The sequence below is a fragment of the Streptomyces sp. NPDC058464 genome (genome assembly GCF_042721035.1).
GTDB lineage: Bacteria > Actinomycetota > Actinomycetes > Streptomycetales > Streptomycetaceae > Streptomyces.
In genome coordinates, this window is the sequence record NZ_JBHXMA010000013.1 from 91,988 (window position 1) to 112,918 (window position 20,931).

Consider the following 20,931-nt stretch of genomic DNA (forward strand, 5'->3'; position numbering starts at 1 on the left):
CCAAGGCGGCCTTGGGCCTCAGTACGGCCTCAGTACGACTTCGGCAGGCCGAGGGTCTGGTGGGAGACGTAGTTGAGAATCATCTCCCTGCTCACCGGAGCAATACGAGCCACGCGCGCGGCCGTTATCAACGAGGCGAGCCCGAATTCCCGCGTGAGTCCGTTGCCGCCGAGGGTGTGCACGGCCTGGTCGACCGCCTTCACGCACGCCTCGCCCGCCGCGTACTTCGCCATGTTGGCGGCCTCGCCTGCGCCGATGTCGTCGCCGGCGTCGTACAGGTGGGCCGCCTTCTGCATCATCAGGCGGGCGAGTTCGAGGTCGATGTGCGCCTGGGCGAGGGGGTGCGCGATGGCCTGGTGGGCGCCGATGGGGGCCTTCCAGACGGTGCGGTCGCGCGCGTACTCGATCGCTTTGGAGAGCGCGTAGCGGCCCATGCCGATCGCGAACGCGGCCGTCATGATGCGCTCCGGGTTGAGGCCGGCGAACAGTTGCAGGAGGCCCGCGTCCTCGTCGCCGACGAGTGCGTCGGCGGGCAGCCGTACGTCGTCGAGGGTCAGCTCGAACTGCTTCTCGGCGGCGTTCAGTTCCATGTCGATGGGGCGCTTCTGGAAGCCCTCGGCGTCCGTCGGGACGATGAACAGGCAGGGCTTGAGGCTGCCGGTACGGGCGTCCTCGGTACGGCCGACGATCAGGACGGCGTCGGCCATGTCGACGCCGGAGATGAATACTTTGCGGCCGGTGAGCAGCCAGTCGCCGCTCGCCGGGTCGCGGCGGGCGGTGGTGGTGATGCGGTGGGAGTTGGAGCCGGCGTCGGGTTCGGTGATGCCGAACGCCATGAGGCGGGAGCCGTCCGCCAGCGCGGGCAGCCACCGGTTCTTCTGGGCTTCGGTACCGAAGCGGGCGATCACCGTGCCGCAGATCGCGGGTGAGACGACGAGCATGAGGAGCGGGGAGCCCGCGGCACCCAGTTCCTCCAGGACGATGGAGAGTTCGGTGATGCCGCCGCCTCCGCCGCCGTGCTCCTCCGGGAGGTTGACGCCGAGGTAGCCGAGTTTTCCGGCCTCGTTCCAGAGTTCGGTGGGGTGGCCTCCGGCGGCGATCACCGAGGTCATGTAGCTGCGTCCGTATTTCTTGCCGAGGGTCGCCACCGCTTCGCGCAGTGCCTTGTGTTCGTCGGTTTCGATCTGGGGGGGCACGGTGCTCCTTCGGGTGCGGGATCGTCGTGGTTTCTCGCGCAGTTCCCCGCGCCCCTAAAGAAGGGGCGCTTGCACTACTGCCAGTAGAGAGCCGGGCTCTACCTGCTGGCCCTCGGTCACGTGGAGGGCCTCAAGCGTTCCCGTCGTCGGAGCGGAGATGACGTGCTGCATCTTCATCGCCTCCAGCCAGAGCAGGGGCTGGCCGGCCTCTACGGCGGCCCCTGCTTCCAGCCCCTCGGCGATCCGTACGACCGTCCCCGGCATCGGTGCCAGCAGCGAACCCGGTGCCAGCTGAGCCTTGGCATCGGGGAAGCGGTGCAGGGCGGTGAGGGTCGTGTTGTTGACGTGGACCTGGTCGCCGTAGCTCGACACCTCGAACTTGCGGTGTACGCCGTCGATGTCGAGTACGACCAGACGCGCGCCGGCGTGCACGACGCGTACGCCGTCCGCCGTGAGGCCCTCGCGGGTGTGCCGGTAGTGGGCCTCGTGTTCCTCGCCGGCCATCAGGTAGCGCTTGGTCTGGGGCTGGGAGGGCAGGTTGCGCCAGCCGCCGAAGCGGGAGCGGCCGTGGGCGTCGGCCAGGGCGGCCGCGAGGGGGGCGTGCGGGTCAGGGGCCGACGCCGTCAGTTCGGTGAGGTGACGGTCGTAGAAACCCGTGTCCATGCGGGCCGTCGCGAACTCCTCGTGGCGCAGGGAGCGGATGAGGAGGTCGCGGTTGGTGGTGGGGCCGTGCAGGGTGGTGGCTTCGAGCGCGTGGGCCAGTTTGCGGAGGGCCTCGGCGCGGGTCGGGGCGTGGGCGACCACTTTCGCGAGCATCGCGTCGTAGTGGACGCCGATCTCGTCGCCGTCGGTGTAGCCGGTGTCCAGGCGGACGCTGTCCGGTACGGCGAGGCGGTGCAGGGTGCCGGTCTGCGGGGTCCAGTCGCGGGCGGGGTCCTCGGCGTAGAGGCGGGCCTCGATCGCGTGGCCACGCGCGCGTGGGGTGTCGAGGGGGAGGGCGTGGCCCTCGGCGACGCGGATCTGTTCGGCGACCAGGTCGAGGTCGAAGACGGCCTCGGTGACGGGGTGTTCCACCTGGAGGCGGGTGTTCATCTCCAGGAAGTGCGCCCTGCCGTCGGCGACGAGGAACTCGACGGTGCCCGCGCCGACGTAGGCGACGGAGCGGGCGGCGCGTACGGCCAGTGCGTGCAGCTCCTTCACCAGCCCCTCGGGGAGGCCGGGTGCCGGTGCCTCCTCGACGACCTTCTGGTGTCTGCGCTGGAGTGAGCAGTCTCGGGTGCCGAGGGGCCAGACCGTGCCGTGGGTGTCGGCGAGGATCTGCACCTCGACGTGGCGGCCGCGTTCGAGGTAGGGCTCGACGAAGACCTCGCCGTCGCCGAAGGCGCTGGTGGCTTCGGCGCGTGCGCCCTCCAGTGCGGCGCCCAGTTCGTCGAGGCGGCGCACGATGCGCATGCCGCGCCCGCCGCCGCCGGCGGCCGCCTTGACCAGTACCGGCAGGTCGGACTCGGTCACCTCGCCCAGGGGGGCGATGCCCATCAGCTCCTTGGCGCGGGTCTTGGACGCCATCGCCTCGATGGCCTCGGGGGGCGGCCCGATCCAGACCAGGCCGGCGTCGAGGACGGCCCGGGCGAAGTCGGCGTTCTCGGAGAGGAAGCCGTACCCGGGGTGCACGGCGTCCGCGCCGGCGCTCACGGCGGCCTTCACCACCAGGTCGGCACGCAGGTAGGTGTCGGCGGGTGTCGAGCCGGGCAGGCGTACGGCGGTGTCGGCCACGCGCGTGTGGAGTGCGTTCTCGTCGGCGTCCGAGTGCACGGCGACGGTGCGGATGCCGAGTTCGGCGCAGGTGCGGAAGATCCGGCAGGCGATCTCGCCGCGGTTGGCGACGAGCAGGGTCGTGATCACGTGGTCCCTCACATCCGGAAGACGCCGAAGCCGCCGCGCGCGCCTTCGTAGGGGGCGGTGTGGATGGCGGACAGGCACAGGCCGAGGACGGTGCGGGTGTCGCGCGGGTCGATGACGCCGTCGTCGTACAGCCGCCCGGACAGGAACTTGGGCAGCGACTCGGACTCGATCTGCTGCTCGACCATGGCGCGCAGGGCCGCGTCGCCTTCGTCGTCGTACGGCTGGCCCTTCGCGGCGGCCGACTGGCGGGCGACGATCGAGAGGACGCCGGCGAGCTGCTGCGGGCCCATGACGGCCGACTTGGCGCTGGGCCAGGCGAACAGGAAGCGGGGGTCGTAGGCGCGTCCGCACATGCCGTAGTGCCCGGCGCCGTAGGAGGCGCCCATGAGGACGGAGAGGTGCGGGACGCGGCTGTTGCTGACCGCGTTGATCATCATCGCGCCGTGTTTGATGATGCCGCCCTGCTCGTACTCCTTGCCGACCATGTAGCCGGTGGTGTTGTGGAGGAAGAGGAGGGGGATGTCGCGCTGGTTGGCCAACTGGATGAACTGGGCGGCCTTCTGGGACTCCGCGGAGAACAGGACGCCTTGGGCGTTGGCGAGGATGCCGACCGGGTAGCCGTGCAGGCTCGCCCAGCCGGTGGCGAGGCTGGTCCCGTACAGCGGCTTGAACTCGTCGAAGTCGGAGGCGTCGACCAGGCGGGCGATCACCTCACGCGGGTCGAAGGGGATCTTGAGGTCGCCGGGGACGATGCCCAGCAACTCCTCGGGGTCGTACTTCGGCGGTTCGGCGGGGCCGGGGTCGGGGTGGGCCTTGCGGTGGTTGAGGCGGGCCACCACGCGCCGTGCCTGCCGGAGCGCGTCCGGTTCGTCGACGGCGAAGTAGTCGGCGAGGCCCGACACGCGCGCGTGCATCTCCGCGCCGCCCAGCGACTCGTCGTCGCTCTCCTCGCCGGTCGCCATCTTCACCAGCGGCGGCCCGCCGAGGAAGACCTTGGCGCGCTCCTTGACCATGATCACGTGGTCGGACATGCCGGGGATGTAGGCGCCGCCGGCGGTGGAGTTGCCGAAGACGACGGCGACGGTGGGGATACCGGCGGCCGAGAGGCGGGTGAGGTCGCGGAAGATGGCGCCGCCCGGGATGAAGATCTCCTTCTGGGAGGGCAGGTCGGCGCCGCCGGACTCGACAAGGCTGATGCAGGGCAGCCGGTTGGCGAGGGCGATGTCGTTGGCGCGCAGGGCCTTCTTCAGCGACCAGGGGTTGCTGGCGCCGCCGCGCACGGTCGGGTCGTTGGCGGTGATCAGGCACTCCACGCCCTCGACCATCCCGATGCCGGTGACCAGCGAGGCGCCGACGGCGTAGTCGCTGCCCCAGGCGGCCAGCGGGGACAGCTCCAGGAAGGGCGTGTCGGGGTCGAGGAGGAGTTCGATGCGCTCGCGGGCGAGCAGCTTGCCGCGCTTGCGGTGCCGTTCGACGTACTTCGGGCCGCCGCCCGCGAGGGCCTTGGCGTGCTCGGCCTCCAGGTCGGCGAGCTTGGCGAGCATGGCGTCGCGGTTCGACCGGTGGTCGGGGTGGTGGGTGTCGAGGGTGGTCTCGATGACCGTCACAGCAGGGCCTCCGGGATGTCCAGGTGGCGGGAGCGGAGCCATTCGCCGAGGGCCTTGGCCTGGGGGTCGAAACGGTGCTGGGCGGCCACCCCCTCGCCGAGCACGCCCTCGACGGTGAAGTTGAGGGCGCGGAGGTTCGGGAGCGGGTGCCGGGTGACCCTCAGCTCGCGGGTCTCGGGCAGGAGCCGGCGGAAGGTGTCGACGGTCAGGGTGTGCGCGAGCCAACGCCAGGCCTCGTCCGAGCGCGCCCAGACGCCGACGTTGGCGTTGCCGCCCTTGTCGCCGCTGCGGGCCCCGGCGACGAGCCCGAGGGGCGCCCGCCGGGTGGGGCCGCCGGCCGGGTACGGCTCGGGCAGCGGTGGCTCGGGCGGGTCCTGGAGGACGAGGGTGTCCTGGGCCGGCAGCACGGGGATCCGTCGCCCGTCATGGAGGACGGCCACATGGGGCACCTCGCCCTGGGGGACGTACACATCCTCGAAGACCCCATAGGGTGCGCCCTTCCCGGGTGGGGCGAGCACATGGAAGCCGGGGTAGCTGGCGAGGGCGAGTTCCACGGCGGCCGCGCTCAGCGCCCGGCCGACGGTGTCCTGGTCCCGGTCCCGTACGACGAGCCGGAGCAGCGCGCTGGCGGTCTCCTCGGTGTCCGCGTCGGGGTGGTCGGTGCGGACCAGCTCCCAGCGGACCCCGGACGGCGGGGACTTGGCGAGCGCGTCGGCCATCTGGTCCTGTACCAGCGCGGCCTTCGCCTCGATGTCGAGCCCGGTGAGCACGAAGACGACCTCGTTGCGGAAGCCGCCCAGCCGGTTGCGGCCGACCTTGAGGGTGGGGGGCGGGGCCTCGCCCCGTACACCCTCGATCCGCACCCGGTCCGGGCCGTCCTGGCTCAGCTGAATGCTGTCGAGGCGGGCGGTGACGTCGGGGCCCGCGTACCGGGCGCCGCCGGTCTCGTACAGCAGCTGCGCGGTGACCGTGCCGACGTCGACGAAGCCGCCGGTGCCGGGGTGCTTGGTGATGACGCAGCTGCCGTCCGCGTGGAGCTCGGCGAGCGGGAAGCCGGGACGGCGCAGGTCGCGGCCTGTCCCCGCTTCGGCTCCCGCATGGGCTCGCGCTTCGGCGAAGAACGCGTAGTTGCCGCCGGTGGCCTGGGTCCCGCACTCCAGGACGTGCCCGGCGACGACGGCGCCCGCGAGCCGGTCGTACTCCCCCGGCCGCCAGCCGAAGTGGGCGGCGGCGGGCCCGGTGACCAGGGCCGCGTCGGTGACCCGGCCGGTGACCACGATGTCGGCGCCGGCCCGCAGGCACTCGGCGATCCCGAAGCCGCCGAGGTAGGCATGGGCGGCGAGGCTGCCGGGGTGGGCGGCGGTCAGGTCGTCGCCCTCCACATGTGCGACGCGCACAGGTATCCCGAGCCGGTCGGCCAGCTGCCGTACGGCATCGGCGAGTCCGGCCGGGTTGAGGCCGCCGGCGTTGGTGACGATCCGCACGCCCCGCTCGTGGGCCAGGCCCAGGCAGTCCTCCAGCTGGCGCAGGAAGGTGCGGGCGTAGCCGGCGGTGGGGTCCTTGAGGCGGTCGCGGCCGAGGATGAGCATGGTCAGCTCGGCGAGGTAGTCGCCGGTGAGGACGTCGAGTTCGCCGCCGGTGAGCATCTCGCGCAGGGCGTCGAAGCGGTCGCCGTAGAAGCCGGAGGCGTTGCCTATGCGCAGGGTCACGGGGTGCCGCCCTTCGGGGTGCGGCCGGGTCCTGGCGGGCCCGCGAAGGCCTGGGCGACGTCCAGCCAGCGGTCGGCGTCCGGGCCGACGGCTTCGAGGGCGAGGTCGGCGCGGTGGGCGCGCTGGGTGACCAGGAGGCAGAAGTCGAGGGCGGGGCCGGTGACCCGGTCGTCGGCGTCCTCGGGGCCGTATGCCCACAGGTCGCCGGACGGGGCGGTCAGTTCGACGCGGAACTCCTCGAACGGCACGGGCAGTCCGTGCACGCCGAAGGCGAAGTCGCGGGTGCGGACGCCGAGCCGGGCGATGTGCCGGAGCCGGTCGGTGGGGGTACGGGTCACCCCGAGCGCGTCCGCGATGTCCAGGCCGTGCGCCCAGGTCTCCATCAGCCGGGCGGTGGCCATGGAGGCGACCGACATAGGGGGGCCGTACCAGGGGAAACGCGCCCGCTCGGGCGCCTCGCCCAGCGCCGCCGCCAGGGCCTCGCGCCCGGCCCGCCAGTCCGCCAGCAACTGAGCGGAGGGCTTCGCGGCGCCTTCCTCCGCCCCGTTGTCCACGAAGTCCCCGGGCTGGGTCAGCGCCTTCTCGACCTCACGGGAGAAGGCGTCCCGATCGGTCACGGCCAGCAGCGAGGAGTGGTCGGTCCAGGCGAGGTGGGCGATCTGGTGGGCGACGGTCCAGCGGGGCGCGGGCGTGGCGAGAGCCCACTGCTCGGGCCTCAACTCGGCTACCAGCCGGTCGAGTTCCGCGCTCTCCTCACGCAGGTCGTCGATGACGGGCGTCGGATCGGACATGGGCAGGAGCATGGCAGCGAGGCCGGAAACAATCAAGCACGCTTGCATGAATTTGGCTCAGCCATGGCCCGGAGCGCGCAGCCACGGCCCGGAGCACGGGCCCGCCACCCCCCGGAGCACGGGCCCGCCACCGCCCCGGGGCGGTCCTCCTTGGCGACATCTGGAGTCACCCTGGGGCAAGCCTTGGCACAACCCGTCGGGGCAGGGGCACCGGCATGCCCTATGTTCGATGCGAACATCCGGCGATGGAGTGATGTGTGAGGCGTGCGGGGCGTGCGGAGGACAGATGAACTCGCCGTGGAGGCGCAGACGACCGCCGTCGTGGCACCTCCGGCAGTCGGGACAGGCGACCACCCGGCGGACTCGGGTGACGCGGGTATCGCGGACCCGCCCCCGCGCGATCCGCCCCGCTTCTGGCCACTCCTCCTCGTGGCCGCCGCCGTCGTGCCCGGTACCGCTCTCTTCCTCGTGGGCCAGGGCGTCAGCAAGGCCGCGCTGCAGGCCTGGCAGACGGTGTGTCTCGCCGTGATCGTGCAGGCGACCCCGTTCCTGCTGCTCGGCACGGCGCTGTCCGGGGCGATCAACGCGTTCGTGCCGGAACGGGTGTTCACCCGGCTGCTGCCGAAGCGGCCCGCGCTCGCCGTGCCGGTCGCCGGAGTGGCCGGGGTCGTGCTGCCGGGGTGCGAGTGCGCGTCGGTGCCGGTGGCGAACAGCCTGATCGGACGCGGGGTCACCCCGGCCGCCGCCTTCGCGTTCCTGCTGTCCGCGCCCGCCATCAACCCGGTGGTGCTGACCGCCACCGCCATCGCCTTCCCCGGCACCCCCCTCATGGTGCTGGCCCGGCTGCTCGCCTCGCTGGTCACCGCCGCCGTGATGGGCTGGCTCTGGCTCTGGCTGGGGCGGGAGGAGTGGCTGCGGCCCGCCGTCCGGCACACCGGGCACCAGCCGGGGCACAACCGCTGGACGGAGTTCCGGCGCGGCTTCCAGCACGACTTCCTCCAGGCCGGCGGTTTCCTGGTGGTCGGCGCGATGGCCGCGGCCACCTTCAACGTGGCCGTACCGCGGTCGGTGCTCGACACCTTCTCCGGTTCGCCCTGGCTGTCGGTGCTGTTCCTGGCCGCGCTGGCGGTCATCCTCGCGGTGTGCTCGGAGGCGGACGCGTTCGTGGCGTCGTCGCTCACGGGTTTCTCGCCCACCGCCCGGCTGGCGTTCATGGTGGTCGGCCCCATGGTGGACCTCAAACTGATCGCGTTGCAGGCGGGCACGTTCGGCCGGGCCTTCGCGGCCCGCTTCTCGACCGCCACGACGGTCGTCGCGGTCCTGTGCAGTGTGCTGGTCGGAGGGGTGCTGCTGTGAGACGTCCGCTCCAGGTGACCCTGCTGGTGCTCAGCGGCCTCGGCCTGCTGCACGCCTCCCTCTTCACGGACCTGTGCCTGCGCTACGTGAAGCCCGGGATGCGGCCGCTGCTGATCGCGTCCGGGTTCGTGCTGCTGGTGCTGGGCGTCGTGGAGGCGGCCGCGCGGGAGGGCAAGAGGGGACACGGCAGGCATGGTGGCCCTACACATGGCGCCCACGCACATGGCGCCGGACCACACGACGAGCCGGAACACCACCACGGTCACGACCACACGGCCGTCCCCCGGGTCGCCTGGCTGCTCCTGCTCCCCGCGCTGAGCCTGCTCTTCTACGCCCCGCCGGCGCTCGGCGCGTACACCGCCGCCCGGCAGCCCGCCAAGGTCGTGGCGGAGCAGGACGACTTCGATCCGCTGCCGAAGACCTCACCGCTGCCCATCACGCTCACGGACTTCACCACCCGGGTGCAGCAGGACCGCACGCTGGCCATCAGGGCGCGGACCGTGGAGATGAGCGGGCTGGTCACGCCCGTCCCGGGGGGCGGGAGCTGGGATCTGACCCGGATCATCATCTCCTGCTGCGCGGCGGACGCGCAGTCCGTGAAGGTGCGGATCTACAGCGACAGCATCCCGGCCGCCAACACGTGGGTGTCCGTCACGGGCAACTGGCATCCCGGCGGGAAGCTGGGCACGAAGTCCGCGCCGGTCGCGCTGGACGCCCGGACCATCAAGAAGATCCAGCGGCCCTCGAACGGCTATCAGGACGCGCTGCCGTTCCCGTCCGGCTGAACGCCGACCACCGGCTCCGGCCGGGCAGCGCCCGCCGAGTCGGAATGCGCACCGCCCGCCGGTTCCGGCCGGACCCCGCCCGCCGAGTCCGGCTGTGCACCGCCCGCCGGCCGGCGGCCGCGTCCCACCTGGGAACGGACCGCCCCGATGCTCGCCGCGACGACGAGGGCGATGGCGGCCGCCTGGGTGGACGTCAGGGCCTGGTCCAGGACGAGGAAGCCGGCGGTGGCGGCGATGGCCGGTTCCAGGCTCATCAGAACCGCGAAGGTGTGGGCGGGCATGCGGCGCAGCGCGAGGAGTTCGAGGGTGTAGGGCAGGACCGAGGAGAGAATCGCGACCGACGAGCCGAGGGCGACGGTGGTCGGGTCCAGGAGCCTGCCGCCGGCCTCGGCGATGCCCAGCGGGAGGATCAGCAGTGCCGCGACCGCCATGGCCAGGGCGAGGCCGTCGGCCTGCGGGAAGCGGCGGCCCGTGCGGGCGCTGAAGACGATATAGGTGGCCCACATGGCGCCGGCCCCCAGGGCGAGGGCGACACCTGTGGGGTCGAGATCCCCGAAGCCCCCGCCGCCGAGCAGGAAGACACCGGCCAGGGCCAGTCCCGCCCACAGCGCGTTGATCGCGCGCCGGGAGGCCAGCACGGACAGGGCCAGCGGGCCGAGCACCTCGAGGGTGACGGCGGGACCCAGCGGGATGCGGTCGACGGCCTCGTAGAACAGGCCGTTCATCGCGCCCATGGTGACGCCGAAGACGATCACCGTGCCCCAGTCGGTGCGGGAGTGGCCGCGCAGCCGGGGCCGGCAGACGACGAGCAGGACGACGGCGGCCGCGATGAGCCGCAGGGTCACCACACCGAGCGCGCCCGCCCTGGGCATCAGGGTCACCGCGAGGGCGCCGCCGAACTGCACGGAGATCCCTCCGGCCAGGACCAGCCCGACGGGACCGAGCGAGCCGAGCCGGCCCGGTGCGCCGGTGGCGGCGGGCGCGGACACCGGGGCGGACGCGGGCGTCGGCGTCGGCTGTGAGGTGCTGGGGGTGGTCACGGGCGGTCCAGTAGGTTCGTTGTTCAGTACGATGCACTTCTCAGTCCAGGGTAATGGACTTGGACAGGCGCGTGAACCCCTTATGGAACTGTCCTGGATGCTGAGATGCCGACAGGAACACGTTCGGCCCCGCCCCCTGTGCGGGGCGGGGCCGAACGGCAGTGGAACGAATCTTCAGGCGGCGCCCGGAGGCTACTTCACGTCGACGTAGTCGCCGGTGGCCGTCGAGGCGCCGGTGGTCGCGTTGGTCGCGAACGAGAAGCGGTAGTACCCGTCGGCCGTGGCCTTGGTCGTGGTCTTGAGGGCGCCGCCGGTGCCGGCGGTGATGGTCTTGAGGGTGGTATAGGTGGTGCTGCCCTTCTTGCGGTACTGCAGCTGCACCTTCTGCGACGCGTAGCCGCCGTACGTGCCGGTGTTCCAGTTGGCGCGCGTCAGCTTGCCGGTGACGGTGATGGTCTTGCCCTTCTTCACCGGCTCCGGGGTGGCGTTGACGGTCAGCTTCGAGGCCTTCTTGATCTTGCCGGTGCCCACGTTGTCGTCGAAGCTGGCGCTCGCGTAGAGGTCGTAGCCGCCGAGGGCGATCTTCCAGGTGCCGGCGACGCCGTTGTCCACCATGTCGACGGCCGCGTCGATGTTGAAGACGGCCTTGCAGCTGTAGACGCCGGTCTGGGTGGTCGACTCGGTGCAGACCGGGTCGTCGTCGGTGCCCAGGGCGCCGGTGATGGTGTCCGTGCTGGAGGGGTCGGTGCCCTGCCAGAGGAAGGCCTCCGTGAGCGCGACACCGCTGGAACTGGTGGCGGTGTAGGTCACGGTGACGGACTTCTTCGTGGTGGTGCCGAGGACGATGTCCTTGCCGCCGTTGACGACGCCCTTCGAGAAGGTGATGGTCCCGATGCCGTCCTTCGGCCGGACGGTCTGCGCGGAGTTCGCGGCGTGCGTGGTACGAGCGGCGTGCGTGGAGTTCGCGGAGAAGGAGCTGAGCTGCGCCTTCGCACTCGGGCCGGTCGCCGCCTGGGCGGCCACCGGAACAGCGAGCGCGGACAGCGCGACCGCACCGGACAGAACGGTGGCCGCGACGCGTATACGCATGTGAATCCCCCTGGGATCGCGAGGGGCCCGGCAGGTCGCCCCCGGCCGAGCCCATTGGCGTACGCAGCCTACGGACCAAGTGGAGGATTCTTGAAGATCCCTTGTGCAATAGGTGTGTAACAACACTCATGTGACGAACACTCACCCGTGTTGCCCTCGGGGCGCGTTCGGGAAAACCGTTCGCGGCGCGAAGGTCTTCGAGCCGAGACTGGTGGGGTCATCACATCGGACAGGAAGAGTGGCCGGCGCTGACGTACAACCGTGACACCTTGCCCTTCCCCGAGAACCGCGTACCCCCCGTCACCTCCAGGTTCGTTCGGGGCTGGGCCGAACTCGACCCGGCCCGGAACCCGTTCGCCTGGGACGAGGACGAGGAGGCCCACCTCCGCTCGCTGGTCCGCGAGTGGGTGCCACCCGTGCTCTCCGGCATGGCCGGCTGGTGGCAGGCCGAACACTGGTGCGCCCGCCAGGTGGACGCGATCATCTGGGAGCGATACGGCGACTGGGCCTGGGGATGGAACTGGTGCCACCGGCACGGCGGGCCCATCGGCAGCTGGGTCACCGGGCCCAGCTCGGTGACGACCCCCGACGAGACCGCGGCACGTGTCGTAGCCGCGCTGTTGGAGTGGCGGGAGTGGCTGGAAGGGATGGCCGAGCGCTTCGCCGAGCTGTCGCCGCCGCCGGACGCCTCACCCGAGGACCGCAGCTGGCACCTGGAGCGGGCCTGCGTCCGCCTCGTGACGTACGCGCTGGACCGCTCGGGAGCGGAGGGCGGCTGGTACGGGCAGGCCTCGATGGTTCTGGGCTGGTTCCTCACCAGCACCGGCATGGACCGGGCCGAGGCCGACCGAGCGGTGGAGAGCGCGATCGGCGGCCGGTTCAAGAGCTGGATCCGCCCTGAACAGACGCTGATCGATGCCGTCGGCGACGACCTCGCCGTCGGCCTCACCGGCCACGCCCCCTACCGGGACCACCGTGAGAGGGCGGCCCTGGAGGAGTTCCATGACCGCTGCTGACAGCCTCGCGGTCTGGCTGCGCGTGCGCCGTGAGGCCGACTGGCGGCACGCACCGGTGCTACGGCGGGTTCCGTCCGCGAGCGACGGGTTCCGGACCTGGTGCGAAGGGCCGGTGCGCCGACGCGACCCCGTGCGCGCCGAACGTCTGCTCGCCGCCCACACCTTGGCCCTGGCCGACGCCGCCCGCCGCACCCCGCTGAGCTTCGCCCTGCTGTCCGGCTGGCAGCGCGAGGTCCTCGGCGCAGCGGAGGCACCGTTCCGCACGGACGACGCCTGCGCGAAGGACGGCCGCGAGCGCTACGGCCTGACCTCGCGCACCCCGGCCGACTTCGCCTCCTGCCTGCGCGAGACGACCGACCCGGACCTCCCGCTGGCGGCCCGCGCCGCCCGCGTGTACCTCGACGTGGCGTTCTTCCACCCCTTCGCCGACGGCAACGCCCGCGCCGCCCTGTTGACCCTGGTGCACGTCCTGGCCCGGGAGGGCGTCGTCCTTCCCGAGGTCGGCCCGCTCCAGACCACCCGCTACGCGGACGACCCGGCGGGCGCCGCCGACCTCGCCGCTCTCATCGGGGTGCTCAACCGCCCCCGGTACCGTCCGCAGGCGGCTCAGATACCGGGCCAGGGCTCCTCGTCGCGGAACAGGGGGCGGCCGTCGGGGAGTGTGGTGGGCACGTCGGCCCCGTAGGCGGCCTCTATGTGGGTCTCGTACACGGGCTGGGGCCATAGCCCTGCGGCCGCGTACACGTTGTAGTCGTACATGTTCCCGTAAGGCTGCTGGTAGGCGTACCCGCCGTCCCCACCGCCCTGCGCCCCCGCGTAGGAGGCCTGCGGCACGCCCACGGCTCCCACAGCCCCCATGGCTCCCACGGCCTCGGCCACCGGTGCGCCGCCCTGGTCCGCGAACAGCGGGAGCCGCAGTTCGCCGGTGTCCATCATGGCGTTGTTCTGGGAGCGGTGGAGCCGGGAGTAGGCGCCGCCGCGGGCGAGGAGTTCGTCGTGGCGGCCGGTCTCGACGATGCGGCCGCGGTCGACGACGAGGATGCGGTCGGCGTCGGGGGCGAGGTTGAGGTCGTGGGTGATCATGATGGTCGTGCGGCCGGTCATCAGGCGGCGCAGCGGTTTGACGACCCGGCGTGCGGCCATCGCGTCCAGGCCGGTGGTCGGCTCGTCGAGGACGAGGACGGGGGCGTCGCGCAGGATCGCCCGGGCGATGGCCAGGCGCTGGAGCTGACCGCCGGAGAGCCGGGCGGAGTTGGGGTCGACCCGGGTGTCGTAGCCGTCGGGAAGCCGGACGATGAAGTCGTGGGCGTCGGCCGCCCTGGCCGCGTCCTCGATGGCCTGCTCGCTGGCGCCGGGTCGGCCGCAGGCGATGTTGGCGCGGACGGTGTCGTGCAGGACGAGGGTCTCCTGGGGGAGGAGGGTGATGTACTCGCGCAGCCTGGCCAGCGGGAAGTCGCGGATCGGGACGCCGTCGAGGAGGACTTCGCCACTGTCCGGGTCGTAGAAGCGGAGCAGCATCTTGGAGACGGTGGACTTGCCGGCGCCGCTGGGGCCGGTGATGATCACGAGCTCGCCGGGGCTGACGGCGAAGGAGAGGCTCTCCAGCGCGGCTCCGTCGGCGCCGGGGTAGCTGAACCCGACGTCGCGGACCTCGACGGCGCCGTCCGGGCGGCCGGTGTCGGTGCCGGTGCCGCGCCGGGGGTCGGCGACCGACGGCTGCACGTCCAGGATCTCGATCAGCCGCTCCGCGCCCGCCGTGGCGGCGGTGACGGTGAGGCCGAGCTGGGCGAGGCCGCGCACCGGCGGGTAGAGGTAGCCGAGGAAGGCGGAGAAGGCGAGGAGCTGGCCGAGGGTCATGCGGCCGGTGGAGATCTCCCAGGCGCCGATGCCGATGACGGCGAGGACGCAGACCGTCTCGATGACCTGGACGAGCTGTTCGTAGGCCTCGTTGAGGCGGGTGGAGCGGACGGAGGCGCGGAACCAGGCGTTCGCCTCCTCGTGCAGGCGGCGGCGCTCGGCGTCGCGGCGGTCGTACGCCTGCGTCAGCACGATGTTGCCGAGGGACTCCTCGACGACGGAGGTGATCGCGCCGTCGGCGACCCGGCCCTCCCGCGACACGTCCTTGATGGAGCCGGAGAAACGGCGGGCGGCCAGCCAGAACAGGGGCGCGAGGACGAAGGTGGCGGCGGCCAGGTCCCAGCGCAGCCAGAACGCGGCGGCCGCGTAGAACAGGGCGCTGAAGACGGCCGAGGCGGCGCCGATCAGTCCGGACACCACCATGGTCTCGATGGCCTCGACATCGCTGGTCAGGCGGGAGAGCAGGTCGCCCTGGCGGTGGCGCTGGAAGAAGTGCGGGGGCAGCTGCTGGACGTGGTCGAAGACGTGCTCGCGCAGCCGCATGACGAAGCGTTCGGTGGTCCAGGCGGCCAGGGAGTTGCCGGCGTACGCGACGATCGCGCCGACGATCGCGATGGCCAGCCACTTGCTCGCCGGACTCCAGAAGGCGCTCAGCGAGCCCTTCTGCAGGGCGTGGTCGGTGAGGTCGCTGAAGAGGAGGATGGCCTCGGTCTCGGCGAGCGCGGCGATCACCGTGCACACCCAGACGATCACCAGCCAGCCGCGCAGGCCCCGGGTCAGCGGCCAGAAGCGGCGGAAGGCGGCACGGGCCGGGATGGTGGGCGTGTACTCGTCCTCCTCGTCGTCGTACTCGTCGTCATCGTCCTGATATGCCGAGCCGGCGACGTCGTACTCGTATTCTGTGCCTTCACTCTCCTTCACGTGCATTTCACACTACCTCCGCTCTCCGACGCTGGAACTACCGAAATTCAGGAAGTGAAAAGGGCCGACGGCGAACCGTCGGCCCTTTTCATTTCTGCCTTAGTTGTCCTGACCCGGGATGGGCTTCGGAGCCGGCTTCGGAGCGCGCTTCTTGGGCTTCGGCTGCGGCGGCGGGGGCAGCTGCTTCTTGGGCTTGGGGGGCAGCGGGGCGAGCTTCTTGAGGCTCATTCCGACTCCTTGAGAGTTCGAAGTGCAAGTGGTGCGGGATGGTACGAGAATTCTCTTGGGGCAACGTCCGGGGATTTTGGATCGTCATCCTCGGCAATCCCCGCCGCCCGACACCGATGAACTTACACGGCCCGAATCCCAAGCGACGGCAAAGTCGGCTCGCGAACGGCAAACAGGTGCTGTGAATACCTGGGTAACAGCTGTATAACGACCCCGAAGCTGAGAGTTCTCTTATGAACCTGAGAGCCAGCTTATGAAGCCGGGTCTCAGCGGCGGGCCATGTACAGGTCGAACGCCTTGTGGAGCAGCTTGTTGAGCGGAAAGTCCCATTCGCCCGGGTACTCCACGGCCTCCCCTCCCGCTCCCACCTTGAAACGGAGCAGCCCCAGCAGGTGGTCGGACTCCTCCAGGGTGTCGGTGATGCCCCTGAAGTCGTAGACGGCGGCGCCGAGTTCGTGGGCGTCGCACATCATCCGCCACTGCATGGCGTTGTTGGGCTGGACCTCGCGCCTGCGACTGGTGGAGGCGCCGTAGGAGTACCAGACGTGGTCGCCGACGGTGAGCATGGTGGCCGCGGCGAGGATGTCGCCGTCGTGGTGGGCGAGGTAGAGGCGCATCCGGTCGGGGTGTTCGGCGGTGAGCGCGGTCCACATGCGCTGGAAGTAGGAGAGGGGGCGCCCGACGAAGCGGTCGCGCTCGGCGGTCTCCGTGTACAGGGTGTGGAAGGCGGGCAGGTCCTCGTAACCGCCCCGCACCACCTTGACGCCCGCCTTCTCCGCCTTCTTCACGTTGCGCCGCCACTGCTGGTTGAGCCCGCGCTGGATGTCGTCCAGCGACCGCCCCGCGAACGGCACCTGGAACACGTACCGGGGCTGCCCGGCCGCGAACCCCTCCTCCCCGCCCGGCTCCGCCTGCCGCCACCCGGCCCGCCGCAGCCGTTCGACGAGGGCTGCGGCACGGGCGTCGTACGCCGTCGGCTCCGCGTCCCCCAGCCGCCGGACGGCCGGATCGGCGATGGCCTCCTTCACCGCCTCCGCGCTCCACCGCCGTACGACGACCGGCGGCCCCATCTTCACGGCGAACGCCCCGCGTCCCTTCAGGTACGCCAGCAGCGGATCGAGCCACCGCCCGAGGTCGGGGTCGTGCCAGTCGATGGCGGGCCCCTCCGGCAGATACGCCAGATACCGCTTCACCCTGGGCACCGCCCGCAACAGCACCAGCCCGGCCCCGACGACCTGCCCCTCCCCGTCGATCCACCCGAGGCTCTCCGCCTCCCAGTCGGGCTTCACGTCCCCCCACGACGGCACCTGCATATGGCTGACGGAGGGCAGGGAGCCCACGAAGGCGAGGTGCTCGGCACGGGAGAGGGGCCGGAGGCGGAGGGCTGCTGTCATGGGCGGTGCTCCTGGGCGGGTCGGCGGACGGGACCAAACCGTCGATGTCGGCATCGGCGTCAACATCGGCGTCAACATCGACATCGACATCGACATCAAGGACAACAGACGCGGGCCCGCCGGGAATCGTTTCGGCGCGCAGGTGGGTGAGGGCGTGTCGGCCGCGGAGGCGTCCGCTGCCTAGCCCTGGCGGGGCGGCCGCCCGTACGTGGTGCGGTGGGCGCGGCGGAAGTGGCTGGGGTCGGCGAACTGCCAGCGGGCGGCGACGTCGGCGACGGTGTACGCACCCCCGGACTGGTCCAGTTCCCGGCGGGCGCCTTCGAGACGGCGCCGGCGTCCGCGCCGAGCTGACGGCGACGCCCGCGAAACTCGTCCCCATTCTCGCCGGGCAGGCCCAGGAGAGCGAACGTTTGCGCAGGGTGTCGGACGACGCGGCGCGGGCGCTGCGCGAGGGCGGCATGTTCCGCCTCGGCACCCCGCGTGTCCTCGGCGGCTTCGGGGCCGGGGTGCGTACGTCCCTGGAGGTGACGGCCGAGCTGGCCCGCGGCGACGCCTCCGCCGCCTGGATCGCGAACATCTGCACCGGGGGCGGCCTGGTCGCCTCGCTGATGGACGAGCGGGCCCGGCAGGAGGTCTGGGGCCAGGACCCCGACGTGGCGGTGGCCGCGTCGCTGACCCCGTCCGGCTCCGCGACCGCCTCCCGGCACGGCGTCGTCAACCCCGGCCTCGGCCGCGAGATCTACGGCCGCAGCCTCCTGGGCATCACCGAGCAGCCCACGTTCATCATCTGACCGACGGCGGGCCGTCTCGCCCCGGCCGCCCGGCCGACCGTCACGCCTCCCCTTCCAGCCCCTCCGCCAGCACCTCCGCCAGGTGTCTCGCGCGCACCCCGGCCAGTTGCTCCAGCTGCGTCCGGCACGAGAAGCCGTCGGCCAGGACCACCGTGCCCGGCTCCGCCTCCTGCACCGCCGGCAGGAGCTGTTCCTCCGCGCAGGCCTTCGACACCTCGAAGTGGCCTTTCTCGAAGCCGAAGTTGCCCGCCAGGCCGCAACAGCCGCCGACCAGGTCGCCGGTGAGGTCGGCCGCCTCGCGGAGGCGGCGGTCCGGGGTGTCGCCGAGCACCGCGTGCTGGTGGCAGTGGGTCTGCCCCGTGACCGGGCGGTCCAGGCGGGGCGGCGCCCAGTCGGGGGCCAGGCGTTCCAGCGCCTCCGCGAAGGTGAGCACCCGCGCGGCGAGCCGGGCCGCCCGGGGATCGTCGGGAAGCAGCTCCGGCAGGTCGGCACGGAGGGCGGCGGCACAGCTGGGCTCCAGAACGACGAACGGCGGCGGGAACGGGAACTCCCCGTCCGAGTCGGGATCCGAGTCCGAGTCCGAGTCCGAGTCCGAGTCGGGGTCGGGGTCGGGGTCCGGATCCGAGTCCGAGTCCGACTCCGACTCCGACTCCGGGTCCAGGTCCGACTCCGGGTCCCGGTCCAGGTCCAGGGCCCGGTCCAGGTCCAGGTCCAGGTCCAGGTCCAGGTCCAGGGCCCGGTCCAGGGCCCGGTCCCGGTCCAGGTCCAGGTCCAGGTCCAGGTCCGACGGCAGCAGCAGAAACGGCTCCAGCAAGTCCAGCGTCTCCCGCAACACCGCCCGGGCCCGGTCCAGTTGGCCCGTCGAGAGGTAGGTGAGACCGCAACAGGCCCGGGTCCGGCGCGGGTTCAGGACGGACATGCCGTAGCCCTCCAGCCCGCCGTCGTCCGACCGCCGTGCCCTCCAGCGCCGTGTCGGCAGCGGCACCACCCCCACTCCGGCCGCCTCCAGCACCCGTACGGCCGCCCGGCCCACCTCCGGTGACAGGTACTCCGTGAAGGTGTCCGGCCACAGGAAGGCCAGCCGCGCCGGGAGTTCCGGCCGCCGCCCGGCCCGCGCCCGGGCCGCCCACCCCCGCAGCCGCCCGCGCTGCCGCCGCCGCTCCCACCGGCTGAAGGGCTCGCCCGCCAGGCGCGGGATCCGCCGCTCGGGGGCGATGCCGCCCAGCCGCTTGGCGAGCGCCGCCAGCGGCCGTACGGAGGAGAGGGCGTTGACGACCGCCGCCGTGCGGGTCCGGGCCACCAGGCGCAGCCACCTCGGCAGCCATCCCATGCTGTAGTGGGCCGCCGGGCGCCGCCGGCCCGCGTAGTGCTGGTGCAGGAACTCCGCCTTGTACGTCGCCATGTCCACCCCGACCGGGCAGTCCGACCGGCAGCCCTTGCAGGACAGGCAGAGGTCGAGGGCGTCGCGGACCTCCGTCGAGCGCCAGCCGTCCGTCACCAGCTCGCCCGCCAGCATCTCGTGCAGCAGCCGGGCCCGGCCACGGGTGGAGTGCTCCTCCTCGCCGGTGGCCCGGAAGGACGGGCACATGACGGACGCGCCGGCCGGCCCGGTCGTACGGCACTTCGCCACGCCCACGCAGCGGCGGACCGCCGCCGAGAAGTCGCCGCCGTCGGCGGGGTAGCCGAAGGCCACGGGGAGCGGCTCGCGGGGCAGGACGGCGAAGCGGAGGTTCGAGTCCAGGGGGGCGGGCCTGACCAGTACGCCCGGGTTGAGGAGGTCGTCGGGGTCCCAGATCCCCTTCGCCCGCCCGAAGAGCGCCACCAGTTCGTCGCCGTACATCCTCGGGAGGAGTTCCGCCCGTGCCAGGCCGTCCCCGTGCTCCCCGGACAAGGACCCGCCGTGCGCCACCACCACGTCCGCGAGCTCCTCCGAGAAGCGGCGGAACCGGGCCACGCCCGCCTCGCTCAGCAGGTCGAAGTCGATACGGACGTGGACGCAGCCGTCGCCGAAGTGGCCGTAGGGGGTGCCGCGCAGGCCGTGCGCGGTCAGCAGGGCACGGAAGTCACGCAGGTACGCGCCCAGGCGGGCCGGCGGTACCGCGCAGTCCTCCCACCCCGGCCAGGCCTCCCTGCCGTCCGGCATCCGCGTCGCCGTACCGGCCGCGTCCTCGCGGATGCGCCAGAGCGCGCGTTGCCCGGCCGTGTCGGTGACGACCAGCGCGTCCAGGGCGTCCGCCGCCGCCACGACCTCCTCCGCACGCGCGCGTGCCTGCGCCGCCGACTCCCCGCCGGTCTCCACGAACAGCCACGCACCGCCCCGGGGAAGGCCGGTGGCGGACGGCACCAGGTCGGCCGCCATGCCCTCCACAGTGAGGGGTCCGTGCGGCAGCAGCCCCGCCGCCGCCTCCGCCGCCGCGCTCTCGTCGGCGTACCCCAGCACGGCCAGCGCACGCGCGCGCGGCGACTCCACGAGCCGTACGGTCGCCTCGGTGAGGATCCCGAGCGTGCCCTCCGAACCGCAGAAGGAGCGGGCGACGTCCGCGCCCTTCTCGGGGAGCAGAACGTCCAGGGCGTAGCCGGAGATACGGCGGGGCAGCTCCGGGAAGCCGGTGCGCAGCAGGGCCAGGTCGCCCGCCACCAGTTCCCGCAGGCCGTCGGGCGCGCCCGCCCAGTCCTGCCCGAGGCGCAGCCGCCGACCGCGCGCGGTGAGCACGTCCAGTTCGTGCACACTGTCCGCCGTCGTCCCCCAGGCCACGCTGTGCGACCCGCAGGAGTTGTTGCCGATCATCCCGCCGAGCGTGCAGCGGCCGTGCGTGGCGGGGTCCGGGCCGAAGCGCAGGCCGTGCGGGGCCGCGGCCTCCTGGAGACGGTCCAGGACCAGGCCCGGCTGGACGACGGCCGTACGGGTGGCCGGGTCGAGGCCGACGAGCCGGTTCATGTGCCGGGTGAGGTCCAGGACCACGCCCGTGCCGGTCGCCTGCCCCGCGATCGAGGTACCGCCGCCCCGGGCGACCACCGGGACGCCACGGGTCCGGCACACCTCCAGTACCGCCGCCACGTCGTCCGCGTCCCGGGGGGCCACCACCCCCACCGGAACCCGCCGGTAGTTGGACGCGTCCATGGTGACCAGCGCCCGGGACGTGACGTCGAAGCCGACCTCACCCCGGACCGCGTTCCGCAGTTCCGCCTCGAGCTCCGAGAATTCCGACATGCGTCCACTCAACCAGCCCGTCCCGCGGTAGCACCCGC

Annotated in this window: 17 protein-coding genes and 1 pseudogene; 6 read left to right on the top strand and 12 right to left on the bottom strand. The window is 72.3% G+C overall.

Features of this window, described 5'->3' with window-relative positions; translation table 11 throughout:
- Positions 1-29: 29 nt before the first annotated feature.
- From ACFWPQ_RS19115 to ACFWPQ_RS19135, 5 genes are read right to left on the bottom strand one after another with little or no spacing between them, the layout of a single operon-like run.
- Positions 30-1,196, bottom strand: coding sequence for an acyl-CoA dehydrogenase family protein (locus ACFWPQ_RS19115; protein WP_384035628.1), 1,167 nt, complete (start codon positions 1,194-1,196; stop codon positions 30-32).
- 54 nt (positions 1,197-1,250) lie between these two features.
- Positions 1,251-3,098, bottom strand: a complete 1,848-nt coding sequence (locus ACFWPQ_RS19120; RefSeq protein ID WP_384035631.1) for an acetyl/propionyl/methylcrotonyl-CoA carboxylase subunit alpha — start codon at positions 3,096-3,098, stop codon at positions 1,251-1,253.
- A gap of 8 nt (positions 3,099-3,106) precedes the next feature.
- Complete coding sequence (locus ACFWPQ_RS19125) at positions 3,107-4,705, bottom strand: acyl-CoA carboxylase subunit beta (RefSeq protein WP_384035634.1); 1,599 nt, start codon at positions 4,703-4,705, stop codon at positions 3,107-3,109.
- Positions 4,702-6,414: an acyclic terpene utilization AtuA family protein gene (locus tag ACFWPQ_RS19130; protein ID WP_384035637.1), complete on the bottom strand. Its 1,713-nt coding sequence runs from the start codon at positions 6,412-6,414 to the stop codon at positions 4,702-4,704. The genes ACFWPQ_RS19125 and ACFWPQ_RS19130 overlap by 4 nt, the downstream gene beginning before the upstream one ends.
- Entirely contained in the window at positions 6,411-7,205 is a 795-nt protein-coding gene (locus tag ACFWPQ_RS19135; protein WP_384035639.1) for a TIGR03084 family metal-binding protein, read from the bottom strand. Before ACFWPQ_RS19135 ends, ACFWPQ_RS19130 begins: the two co-directional genes overlap by 4 nt.
- Before the next feature lie 378 nt (positions 7,206-7,583).
- On the opposite strand from ACFWPQ_RS19135, the gene ACFWPQ_RS19140 reads away from it, so the two are divergent.
- A complete protein-coding gene (locus ACFWPQ_RS19140; protein WP_384035925.1) occupies positions 7,584-8,561 on the top strand; it encodes a permease in 978 nt (325 codons plus the stop codon).
- Complete coding sequence (locus ACFWPQ_RS19145; protein WP_384035640.1) at positions 8,558-9,346, top strand: TIGR03943 family putative permease subunit; 789 nt, start codon at positions 8,558-8,560, stop codon at positions 9,344-9,346. The genes ACFWPQ_RS19140 and ACFWPQ_RS19145 overlap by 4 nt, the downstream gene beginning before the upstream one ends.
- Here ACFWPQ_RS19145 and ACFWPQ_RS19150 read toward each other — a convergent pair.
- Both ACFWPQ_RS19150 and ACFWPQ_RS19155 read right to left on the bottom strand, forming a co-directional pair.
- The gene (locus ACFWPQ_RS19150; RefSeq protein WP_384035641.1) at positions 9,316-10,386 is read right to left on the bottom strand and encodes a DMT family transporter; all 1,071 of its coding nucleotides are present in this window, start codon (positions 10,384-10,386) and stop codon (positions 9,316-9,318) included. The two genes, ACFWPQ_RS19145 and ACFWPQ_RS19150, sit on opposite strands and share 31 nt — an antisense overlap.
- A gap of 192 nt (positions 10,387-10,578) precedes the next feature.
- Positions 10,579-11,475 (bottom strand): hypothetical protein, encoded by an 897-nt coding sequence (locus ACFWPQ_RS19155; protein WP_384035644.1) that lies wholly within the window; start codon positions 11,473-11,475, stop codon positions 10,579-10,581.
- Positions 11,476-11,744: 269 nt separating this feature from the next.
- On the opposite strand from ACFWPQ_RS19155, the gene ACFWPQ_RS19160 reads away from it, so the two are divergent.
- Complete coding sequence (locus ACFWPQ_RS19160; protein ID WP_384035647.1) at positions 11,745-12,491, top strand: hypothetical protein; 747 nt, start codon at positions 11,745-11,747, stop codon at positions 12,489-12,491.
- Positions 12,478-13,176 (top strand): Fic family protein, encoded by a 699-nt coding sequence (locus tag ACFWPQ_RS19165; protein WP_384035649.1) that lies wholly within the window; start codon positions 12,478-12,480, stop codon positions 13,174-13,176. The genes ACFWPQ_RS19160 and ACFWPQ_RS19165 overlap by 14 nt, the downstream gene beginning before the upstream one ends.
- On the opposite strand, the gene ACFWPQ_RS19170 is transcribed toward ACFWPQ_RS19165, so the two are convergent.
- The 3 genes from ACFWPQ_RS19170 to ACFWPQ_RS19180 all read right to left on the bottom strand — a co-directional run bounded on the left by ACFWPQ_RS19170 (position 13,098) and on the right by ACFWPQ_RS19180 (position 16,891).
- Positions 13,098-15,275 carry an ABC transporter ATP-binding protein gene (locus tag ACFWPQ_RS19170; protein WP_384035652.1) on the bottom strand — a complete coding sequence of 726 codons (2,178 nt, stop codon included), beginning with the start codon at positions 15,273-15,275 and terminating at the stop codon, positions 13,098-13,100. The genes ACFWPQ_RS19165 and ACFWPQ_RS19170 overlap by 79 nt on opposite strands.
- A gap of 93 nt (positions 15,276-15,368) precedes the next feature.
- On the bottom strand, positions 15,369-15,497 hold the full coding sequence (locus ACFWPQ_RS19175) for a hypothetical protein (protein WP_384035655.1): 129 nt from the start codon (positions 15,495-15,497) through the stop codon (positions 15,369-15,371).
- A 266-nt stretch (positions 15,498-15,763) separates the two neighbouring features.
- Entirely contained in the window at positions 15,764-16,891 is a 1,128-nt protein-coding gene (locus tag ACFWPQ_RS19180) for a lipid II:glycine glycyltransferase FemX (protein ID WP_384035658.1), read from the bottom strand.
- Between ACFWPQ_RS19180 and ACFWPQ_RS19185 the strand changes: the two genes are divergently transcribed.
- Positions 16,890-17,075, top strand: a complete 186-nt coding sequence (locus tag ACFWPQ_RS19185; RefSeq protein WP_384035660.1) for a hypothetical protein — start codon at positions 16,890-16,892, stop codon at positions 17,073-17,075. The genes ACFWPQ_RS19180 and ACFWPQ_RS19185 overlap by 2 nt on opposite strands.
- Here the strand turns inward: ACFWPQ_RS19185 and ACFWPQ_RS19190 are convergent.
- Positions 17,072-17,215 (bottom strand): annotated as a pseudogene (locus ACFWPQ_RS19190) (helix-turn-helix domain-containing protein); the annotation flags it as partial. The gene ACFWPQ_RS19185 and the pseudogene ACFWPQ_RS19190 overlap by 4 nt on opposite strands.
- Before the next feature lie 53 nt (positions 17,216-17,268).
- Here ACFWPQ_RS19190 and ACFWPQ_RS19195 point away from each other — a divergent pair.
- Entirely contained in the window at positions 17,269-17,682 is a 414-nt protein-coding gene (locus ACFWPQ_RS19195) for an acyl-CoA dehydrogenase family protein (protein WP_384035927.1), read from the top strand.
- Between the two features lie 40 nt (positions 17,683-17,722).
- Here ACFWPQ_RS19195 and ACFWPQ_RS19200 read toward each other — a convergent pair whose 3' ends face one another.
- Positions 17,723-20,893 carry an FAD-binding and (Fe-S)-binding domain-containing protein gene (locus tag ACFWPQ_RS19200; protein WP_384035663.1) on the bottom strand — a complete coding sequence of 1,057 codons (3,171 nt, stop codon included), beginning with the start codon at positions 20,891-20,893 and terminating at the stop codon, positions 17,723-17,725.
- Positions 20,894-20,931 lie beyond the last annotated feature (38 nt).